The organism is Butyrivibrio sp. (genome assembly GCF_017940685.1).
GTDB lineage: Bacteria > Bacillota > Clostridia > Lachnospirales > Lachnospiraceae > Butyrivibrio.
In genome coordinates this window covers 1-2,506 of record NZ_JAGAYD010000109.1, presented here as the reverse complement: position 1 = coordinate 2,506, position 2,506 = coordinate 1, and the positions used below count along the sequence as shown (strand labels likewise).

The 2,506-nt window shown below is 41.9% G+C and carries 1 protein-coding gene; it reads left to right on the top strand.

From position 1 onward, the window contains the following. Positions 1 to 304 precede the first annotated feature (304 nt). The gene (locus J6I68_RS06950; RefSeq protein WP_292218858.1) at positions 305 to 2,338 is read left to right on the top strand and encodes a methyl-accepting chemotaxis protein; all 2,034 of its coding nucleotides are present in this window, start codon (positions 305 to 307) and stop codon (positions 2,336 to 2,338) included. Positions 2,339 to 2,506 lie beyond the last annotated feature (168 nt).

The following is a 2,506-nucleotide window of genomic DNA, read 5'->3' as shown; positions in this document are numbered from 1 at the left end:
AGCAACAGCAGCTCCTGCAGCCGCAGATCCAGGTAAGATGCTGAGCCAGGCAGAGATTGACGCACTTATTGCTTCAATGGGAAAATGAATACGTTTTATGAGAGTAATAGACGAGACCTTCTGATTTTTTTCAGGAGGTTTTTTTGCCTAATTATTGTTCATAAGATGGGAGTAACTTATTAAAATATTATAAAAATAAACTATTTTTAGATAATTTAATTTATAATTTAATTTATGATTTAAAGCGAATGTTTGCATTTTATGTAATCGCTAATAATACTTTTGAATGAATTGGAGTAAGGTTATGGGAAAAAACAAAGAGAAAAATACAAAGAAGTTAGTAAAAGCTGGAAAAAGTATCAGCAGTAAACTACTTAGGATACTTATCCCTATAATTGCAATTGATATAATAATCATAATGGTAGTGGTTGCAACTCAGGCCAGGGATATTATTACTGACCTTGCCATGAACAACCTTCAGAAGGAATCCAACTTCTACGCTGAAGAAATTGGAAGAGAAATAACCAATCTTCAGGAATATCTTGACGCTCAGGCGGATGCTATTTCTGCTGTGTCATTTCCAAATGACAATGCCATGGCAAGCTTTCTTATTCCTACCATGAGCAAAAATCCAAACGTTCCAAATGGAATGTATCTTGCTACAAGTACCGGATCTTGGATTGATCCCTCCGGATGGGTTCCTGATCCTGACTATGTTCCTATGGAGCGCGATTGGTACATTGAAGGTGAAGGCCATGACACCTTCCTTGCAGGTGAACCCTATGTAGACAGTGACACCGGAAGCACCGTAGTTTCTTTTACCAGAAAGGTTAAACTTGCAGATGCCAGAGTTGGCGTGGCTTCTTGCGATTACACAATGGATGGTATCATGGAGACTATCAGCTCTCTTAAGCCTGTAAAGACCGGAGGCTGTATGCTGCTTTATCATGATATAATTCTTTCTTACTTCGATCCTACATTTAACAGTACCAGAGTGTCAGAGCATCCTGAAGCTAAGTTCCTGCAGGGAGCCTACACTTTTTCAACCACAGGTTCAACTGACGTTGTAGAGATTGAATCTGAAAATGGAGTTACATATCTTGTTGCAGCCAACGTCATTCCAGGAACGGAGTGGGTTCTTATTTCATCAGTTGCTAAAAATGACGTGTTAGCACAGCTGAACAGATTCATACTTGTAAGCATAATTCTTATGGTAATCATGATCATTGTTGCATCAGTGATCATGTACTTCCTTATCAGGAAAATGATAACAAAGCCTGTTGGAAATCTTACGCAGAATATCACAAGGATCACAGATGGTGACTTTACCGTTGAGATCCCTGAGGGCGGCGAAGATGAGATCGGCCTTATGAACAACAACATGAAGAGCTTTGTATCCCACATGAGGGGAGCACTGGGAAATATTAAGGATGAGACTGACAGACTTGCAACAGAAGCAGAGAACAGCCGCGATGCTTCTGGTAAGCTGAATATCCAGGCAACAGAGCAGTCCACTAATATGGGCCAGATAAGAGATGCAATGAATGGTATGGCCAGTGCGGTATCAGAACTTGCCAATAATGCAACAGAGCTTGCAACTGAGGTGGCAGACCTTATGGAAAAGGGCAACGAAGCCAGTGAAACTGTGCAGGACCTTGTTGGAAAGGCCAAGGACGGTCAGAGAGATATGGAGATCGTTCAGAGCGGAATGGACAAGATTGCAGGTTCCATGACTGAGATGAACACTGACGTTCAGGCTGTTGGAGAATCAGCTCAGAAGATCAATTCCATCATAGAGATAATCAATTCAATCGCAGAGCAGACCAACCTTCTTTCTCTTAATGCTTCTATTGAGGCTGCAAGAGCCGGAGAAGCAGGTAAGGGATTTGCAGTAGTTGCTCAGGAAATCGGTCAGCTGGCTGCAAACAGTGCAGAGTCCACAACTGAGATTGGCAAGATCATCACAGAGATCACCAAGCAGATAGAAGATCTTTCCGAGAAGTCTCAGACCAATATGGATGAGATTGCTGCAAGCTCAGAAGCTGTTCAGACAGCAGGCAAGACCTTTGAAGAGATCTTCTCAAGCCTTGATGTGACCAGCGAAACTGTCCAGCAGATGATCGACAAGATTGGTAACGTAGATACAATTGCAACTTCTGTGGCGGCAATTTCTGAGGAGCAAAGTGCCAGCACCCAGGAAGTTACAGCTACAACAGACAACCTGGCAGTCAGTGCTCAGCAGGTTGCAGAAGAGAGCCAGGGAGTTGATGACAGTGCAACAACAGTATCTGCGTCAGCTGCAACTATTGAAGACTTTGTAAAAGACTTTAAGATTTGAGCGACATAGGTAGTGACAAAACGTGATAAATTATATTATCATTATTTAGTAGATGGTTGTTTTGTTTTGCGGAAAGCGAGGTGAGATCATGTACATTTCCATGCAGTGCTCTGACAATAGCGGAATGCTGAATACTGAGATAACTACATTTTATGGGATAAGATATGT